Consider the following 7106-nt stretch of genomic DNA (forward strand, 5'->3'; position numbering starts at 1 on the left):
TTTTTATAGCAGTGGTAGCTACTGCTTTGCCTGAAAATAGGATAGGAGTTTAAATACCGTGCGTGATGAACCTAATTTCAAACATTATACCCGTGGTGGACAAATCAGTTTTCATAATCTTCGGATGTGGGATCAAATTACAAAAACATTAATATGGGTTTGTCTTTTTCTCTGGATAGTATTAACAGGGTTAATTACTTGGTTAGTTACTCCTTTAGAAAAGCTATATCAAGCGCTGGCTTACTATAGTTCGTATTTGTTAAATCTTATAAGCCAAAGCCATACATTTAATCTTTCATTTCATGGTGCCTACTATCAGCAGACAGTAGAAACTATTCTTCAATACCCGTATTACAAAGAGAATGCAAACCATATAGTTAATTTATTGGGGCAGTCTGCATTAGCGGCCTTTGCACTTTCATTTATTTTGGGACTTGGCTTTGTCCTTTACTTTATTTATAGAGGAAAAGCGCAGCGGATGAATCAATTTATTCGCGGAAGTCGCTTGGATACACGAGACAATGTTATCAAGCAAATTATCCAAAACAATGAGCAATCAGACATCATGATTGATGGGTTTCCGCTCATTAGAGACTCTGAAGTACAACATCTTTTGATTCATGGAACGGTAGGCACTGGGAAAAGTCAGCTCATTATGAAAATTATGGACGCCTTACGCCAAAGAGGGGATAGAGTCATTGTTTATGACAAGGGTTGTACTTTTATTCCTCATTATTTTGACGCACATCAAGATGTCATTTTAAATCCATTTGATGAGCGATGCGCTAATTGGGATATGTGGCGTGAGGCACCTCGCGATGCAGATTTTGAAAATATGGCAGAAAGTCTTATTCCGATACTTGGAGAATCAGATCCATTTTGGAGTAGTGCCGCAAGAACTGTCTTTGTAAGCTGTGCTGCAAAAATGCGTTTTGATAAAGACCGCTCGCTTGAGAAACTACTTAAATTATTGTTGACCGATGAATTTTCATATTTAGAGGATTATCTTAAAGGCACGGCTGCTGCAACCTTGGTCAGTAGTAAAATTGAAAAAACAGCCATTTCCATTCGCTCCGTTATAACAACTTACTTAAAATCACTTAAGAATTTATCAGGGTTAAGTTTAAGTGGCGCGCCTCCTTTTTCTATTCATGATTATATAACCCATGAGAACCATCAAGGTTGGCTTTTTATTTCATCTAACGGGGAGAGCCATCATTCATTAAAGCCCTTAATTTCGATGTGGCTGGCAATGGCATCGTTAACATTATTGAGCCTTACACCGAATCAACACCGCCGCATCTGGTTTATTTGTGATGAATTACCTAGCCTTCATAAGCTACCCCTTCTTGGTGAAACCATTGCTGAAGTTAGAAAATTTGGTGGTTGCTTTTTATTAGGCATGCAAAGTTTTTCGCAACTGACAAAAGTCTATGGGCAAGCAGGCAGCAAAGAGATTTTTGATTTGTTAAATACGCGCTTTTTCTTTAGAAGTCCTAGTAGTGAGATGGCAAGACTCGTTTCAAGTGAGCTGGGTGAAGAAGAGATTGAGGAGTCTCGCGAAAATTATTCCTATGGCGCTAACAGCATTCGAGACGGAATATCGCTTGGCAACCAACGCACTACACGCCCCATCGTATCTTACCCACAAATTTTAGAATTAGAAACGTTACATTGTTTTGTACGCCTGCCAGGAAGCTATCCTGTTACCCAGCTCAAACTTGAGCCTAAAAATCGGCCTCATCTTTGGAAAGGGTTTGTAGCTCGCAGTGTGCCGATGGATGAGGCCTTGCAAAACAATGTGGTTGTAAATAAGAGCGTTGAGCCGTTAATAGATTCGTTTGAGATTTCAAAAAAAAAGCCGGCTGTTATGGAATTTGACGTGTAAGGAAAGGAGAATTAATGTTAAGTATACAGCCGCTTAAATCAGCCGCTAATGCTGCTGACTACTACACGCAAGCATTTAATTATTACGCAGATGACGCGACAGCCATGCAATGGTTAGGGCAGGGGAGCAAGCGTCTTAATCTAACTGGCGTGGTACTTAAAGAGCAAATGCTTGCTTTATTAGAAGGCAAGCTTCCTGATGGTCAGGTTTTACAAAATCTCAAAGGGGAGCATCGCCCTGGATTTGATATGACCTTTTCTGCACCTAAAAGTGTGTCTGTTTTAGTAGGGCTTGGTGTCGCACCTGAGTTAATTGAATTTCACGATAAAGCGGTGCAATTTACTATCCAACAAATTGAAAAGGAATTTGCTCAAACTCGGATTTCGCGTGGTGGAGTCATTTCTTTTGAGAAAACGAATAACTTAGTGGTCGCCGCCGTTAGACAACCTAGTTCGCGTGCGAATGATCCCGCCTTACATACGCATTGCGTCACTATGAATATTACGTTTCATGAAGGTAAGGCACGCTCGCTTGCTAGTGATACTTCAAGAAACCAAGGCGTCATAGAGCAGATTCAGAACAATGCGCATTACTGTGGTTTAATTTACCGCCAATATTTAGCCAATTTACTCAAAGAAAAAGGCTTTCACTTACGGTTAACCGGCAATGGATTATTTGAAATTGATGGCGTGCCTGAACATGTTTTAAAAGCCTTTTCAAGAAGACGTGAAGATATTACGAGTCTCCTCAATGAAAAGGGATGGCGTGGGGCAAAAAGTGCCTCAACAGCAACGTTGTTAACGCGCAATACGAAAGAGGAACAAGACTTAGAATTGCTCATAAAAGATTGGCAACAACGTGCGAAGGATTTAGGATTTGACGCAAAGGCCTTTATACAACATCGAGATAGAGAACCTTCGGTTTCTTGGTTTTCAGGCATGAAAGATAAACTGGTCTCGTTAGTTAACGCGCTTAAAAAAAATACAAAACCTTCAGAGCTTGATGCGGCTTTCGCGTGCCTACATGTTGCAACAGAAACGTTGAGTCAGCGAACGTCTATTTTTTCAGAAAGAACGCTACGGACCGAAGCGATGAAGCATAGCCTTATTTACCCTAAAGCCGTTTCGCAACAAGCAATCATTAAAGCCATTAATCAGCAAATAAAGCAACAAACATTGTATGAAGCAAGATGCCCAGACAGTGGCGAAAAAATGTTGACCACACCTTGGCTTTTGACATTGGAAGCAGAAACAATTGCACGTATCGAGCGTAACAAAGGTACAGTTCCTGCCATGAGCACCCTTCAAGCGGTAAAAGCCTTTCAAACAGAGCGAGCGCCTTTATTGCCTTATCCAATGACGAACTCGCAGATTGAAGCGATGAACGTCTTACTAACCAGCAAGGACCGCTATAGTGCTATTCAAGGTTATGCAGGCGTTGCAAAGACTTCCATGCTTGCCGAAGCGAGCTTACTCATTAAAGCACAAGGTTATGCGCTTCGGGGTATTACAGTTGCAAGCTCGGCCGCCTTTGAATTGCAAGAGAAAGCAGGCATTAAAACAGATGTCTTTCCAGTGGTCAGCCAAGAATTAAAAGAAGCTCAAACAGGCTCTTTAGCAAAGACACTCTTTATTATTGATGAAGCCTCCATGTTGTCCTCGCATCAAGGTCACGAACTTATTAAGCACATTGAACGCACCGGTGCAAGACTCGTCTTAGTCGGGGATAAAGCCCAGTTGCCGAGTGTGAATGCGGGACGCCTTTTTGGGTTAATGCAAGACTATGGTATTGAGACGACTGTCATGGATGAAATCGTGCGACAAAAAAATGAGGTGCTTAAAGACGCGGTTATGGCAGCAACAAAGGGAGAGGTGAAAAACGCCTTAGATAAGCTTGATGTTAAAACACTATCAACCCATGAAGAGCGAGTTGCTTGGATTGCCAATCATTGGCTTTCATTAGCGCCTTCCGCTCGAGAGGAGACCTTGCTTTTTGCACCGACGCATGCCAATCGTGAGTCTATTACGACGTTGCTTCGACAGGGCTTAAAAGAAGAGGGCACCTTAAGCGGTCAGCCATTCAGTCACATGACACTTAAAGCAAAAACAATGGAACCCATACAGCAGCGATTTGTGGCCTACTATCAAAAGGGTGACAAGGTGCGCTTTAACCGAGATTTTAAACGACATAAAATTGCTTCAGGCCTTTATTATACGGTAAGCGATATCAGTAAAAGACATCGGGAAGATAATGTATTACCACTCATAGATGAAGAGGGTAAGTTAATACAATTTAATTTGAAGAACTTACCACACTATAAAACGCACGTAGCCCCTTTTGAGCGACTCATTGAGGTGTATGAAGCAAAACCATTAGCGCTTTTAGAAGGTGATAAGGTCATGTGGACACGTAATTTTAAAGCACAGGAAATTCGTAACGGGCAGTGTGCAACACTTTTAGAAATTAATAAAGAGTCGCTTCATTTTGTCACGAAAGAAGGACGCCCCTTAATACTTGAAAAAACGCATCCCGCTTTAAACCATCTCGACTACAGCTATGTGCTGACTAACTACAAAGTTCAAGGAAAAGACGCGCCTTTTGATATTGGTCTAATGGAATCATTTAATCGATTTGGGACTACACTGAATAATTTCTATGTCCAGATTTCCAGAGCCATTCATGGGATGACCTTGGTAACGGATGATAAAGAAAAACTTCTACAAGCGATTGAAAAAAACACTGCGAAAAAACCAGCATCCCTTGATATCACTTCAAGTGCTCAGTTAGCTCAGCATGAAAAACAATTTAGCCACCAAAATCAACTAGCACTTCAATCCATTATTGATAAAAAATTTCACATGGAATGGCAGAAATTATCAAAAATAATGACGTCAAAAATCAATACAAATGACCATGCAATTAAAAGAGAAAATGTAGAAATTAATAAAGAACTATTCAAAGAATTAGAACGATAAACCAGGAGTTTTCCATGTCACGTTTAACGATTTCACTGCCTGAAAATTTACATCATTGCCTCGCAGCGCTTGCAATAAAAAATAATGTTTCACTGTCTAATTTGGTTAATCAATTAATTCAAATTGGACTTTGTCAAAAGTTTAATGAACATGATGATGTTAAAGAACATGACGCTGTCGAAAAATATTGTCATCAACTCATTATTCAGATGAATGCCCTTATTAAAAAATTATCGACTGAATTCTTAAGGTTAAATCTAGAAGATTTTGATAAATTACAGCGTGCAGCAGCCAGTAAATATAGTGAACTTCAAACGATTTCTCTTAAACCTCAGTCATAAATTTCAATTGGCGTGATGAAGAAGTGATGAAGTTTGTGATGAACAAGATGAGACGTCGACGCTAGAGGCCAGGAATAGTAAGGACTTTGCCTTATTTTTTCTTCACCAAAAACTTCATCACTTCTTCACCGCCGTTTTATGCAAATAAATTAGCAACAAACCCTTAAACTCCTGATGGATAAAGGAAGAGAAGGGCATATGCTAGTAATGCGAAAGGTGTGCTGCCTTTCTAGAAAGTACACTTCACTTCAAATTCATAAAAAAAATTCCCTCATCTCAGTACTGCTCATTTTTAAGCGCAAGTCAATTGCGTGTTTGTGATTGATTATTCTTGATAGGGTGGCTCTTAAATTAAAGCCTAGTTTAGGTTGAAAATTGATTTTAACCTATTATTAAAGAAAATAAGTTTTGGAAAAGATAGGTAATAATTAATTTAAATACCTTTAATTATTTTTTAAATTTTAATGTATTTTTAATTTTTAAAGCTATCAACATAACTAATAAATTATAGGAATTAAATGCTAATTTTTTATAAAATTTTGTTGCCTGTTTAATAGAGCGATTAATTATCCATCAATATTCTATGCTGGTTTATTTCAACTGTGTATTTATAGTATTAATAAAAAATGAAGCAAATTAAATTGTTTAAAAATATACTATTAATAATACTTTTTAGGTAAAAAATTTCTTATTTGAAATTCAATTTTAAAGACAACTTTTATAGATATTTTCGATCAAAATTATTGAAATTTCAACCACTTATTGGTAATATAGAAGGGTAGTTAAGCGTGATATTTAGTTGCTTAGAACAGCCAAATATCACTAATCAAAACACTATTGGAGTAGTGAAATGACTGTCTTTAATTTACCAAAACTTTTTTCTTCCATCAAATCCTTTTTCTCTCGTTCCAAGAAAAGACAAGTTTATCTAAGTTCTTTAGAGCATGCTTACATGGAGCAAGCAGCCGAGCTTATGCGGTTAAAACAACGCCTAAACAACGTGTAATTTTCTTTTAGATACAATACCAAATTAAAGGGATTCTCTATGCTAACTATTTCACCAAAACTTATTGCAGATACACAGCGTCTTGATTTTTTACCTCATCACTTTGGCCGTTGGCATGGAGTTGCTGAGTCAACCCTTTATAACGTGTTTACCAAGTTTTGTAGCCAATATCAAGGTGCTTACTGGCACTTTTATAAACTTAGCAATGGAGGTCTTTATATGACACCCGAGATGCCAGGGCCATTAAAACTCTATGTGCCATTAAATGGCTACCAAGGTATTGTTAGTGCGGATGCAGCAGGTATTATTGTCACTCTTTACATGCTCAATTATCTTTGTAACCGTAGTCAATCAGAGTCGTTTCTAAATTTATATGATTTATTGCTTGATTATGTATATGGGCATCCAGAAAGAAAAAAAATATTATCCGCTATCGACTAACGTTAAGCTTAACTATTCGTGAGCCTGATTTGTATTGGGTAGATAATAAGATCTGAGTAAGATCAACTTATCTATCTAATTCTGACTAAAGTAGGTTCTTACAATAATATTATAATAATAGGATGTCATTAAGAAAATATGTATTTGACAACATATGTTTTTAATGACATAATGAAATTTATGAAATGGCAAATTTTATTTCAAGATGATTTCAATAATGAATTTGATGAACTAAACGAAATAGTTCAGAACGAGTGCTTAGCTCATTTAAAGGTATTAGAGAAATTTGGGCCAGAGCTAGGTCGCCCTCATGTAGACACTTTAAAAGGCTCTAAACATGCTAATATGAAAAAGCTTCGATTTAAGGCAGATCAGGGTGTATGGAGGCTAGCCTTTGCTTTTGATCCAATGCGTAAAGCTATCTTGCTTATTGCTGGAGATAAGTCCGGGGGAAG

Annotated in this window: 6 protein-coding genes; all 6 read left to right on the forward strand. The window is 38.0% G+C overall.

Features of this window, described 5'->3' with window-relative positions; genetic code table 11:
• Positions 1–58: 58 nt before the first annotated feature.
• On the forward strand, positions 59–1888 hold the full coding sequence (traD, locus tag E1P04_RS14650) for a type IV conjugative transfer system coupling protein TraD (RefSeq protein WP_131783649.1): 1830 nt from the start codon (positions 59–61) through the stop codon (positions 1886–1888).
• Positions 1889–1902: 14 nt separating this feature from the next.
• Positions 1903–4863, forward strand: a complete 2961-nt coding sequence (mobF, locus tag E1P04_RS14655; protein WP_131783650.1) for a MobF family relaxase — start codon at positions 1903–1905, stop codon at positions 4861–4863.
• A 14-nt stretch (positions 4864–4877) separates the two neighbouring features.
• Complete coding sequence (locus tag E1P04_RS14660; RefSeq protein ID WP_131783651.1) at positions 4878–5204, forward strand: hypothetical protein; 327 nt, start codon at positions 4878–4880, stop codon at positions 5202–5204.
• 850 nt (positions 5205–6054) lie between these two features.
• Positions 6055–6210: a hypothetical protein gene (locus tag E1P04_RS17715; protein ID WP_165482802.1), complete on the forward strand. Its 156-nt coding sequence runs from the start codon at positions 6055–6057 to the stop codon at positions 6208–6210.
• Positions 6211–6249: 39 nt separating this feature from the next.
• Entirely contained in the window at positions 6250–6651 is a 402-nt protein-coding gene (locus E1P04_RS14665) for an antirestriction protein (protein ID WP_131783652.1), read from the forward strand.
• A gap of 180 nt (positions 6652–6831) precedes the next feature.
• The coding region (locus E1P04_RS14670) for a type II toxin-antitoxin system RelE/ParE family toxin (RefSeq protein WP_131783698.1) at positions 6832–7106 on the forward strand (275 nt) is incomplete at its 3' end.

This window comes from Legionella gresilensis, assembly GCF_900639865.1.
GTDB classification, from domain to species: domain Bacteria; phylum Pseudomonadota; class Gammaproteobacteria; order Legionellales; family Legionellaceae; genus Legionella_C; species Legionella_C gresilensis.

Excerpts from the sequence above, each read along its gene's own strand:
- mobF (WP_131783650.1), top strand. The coding sequence starts at position 1,903 with ATGTTAAGTATACAGCCGCTTAAATCAGCCGCTAATGCTGCTGACTAC.
- E1P04_RS14660 (WP_131783651.1), top strand. The coding sequence starts at position 4,878 with ATGTCACGTTTAACGATTTCACTGCCTGAAAATTTACATCATTGCCTC.
- E1P04_RS17715 (WP_165482802.1), top strand. The coding sequence starts at position 6,055 with ATGACTGTCTTTAATTTACCAAAACTTTTTTCTTCCATCAAATCCTTT.
- E1P04_RS14665 (WP_131783652.1), top strand. The coding sequence starts at position 6,250 with ATGCTAACTATTTCACCAAAACTTATTGCAGATACACAGCGTCTTGAT.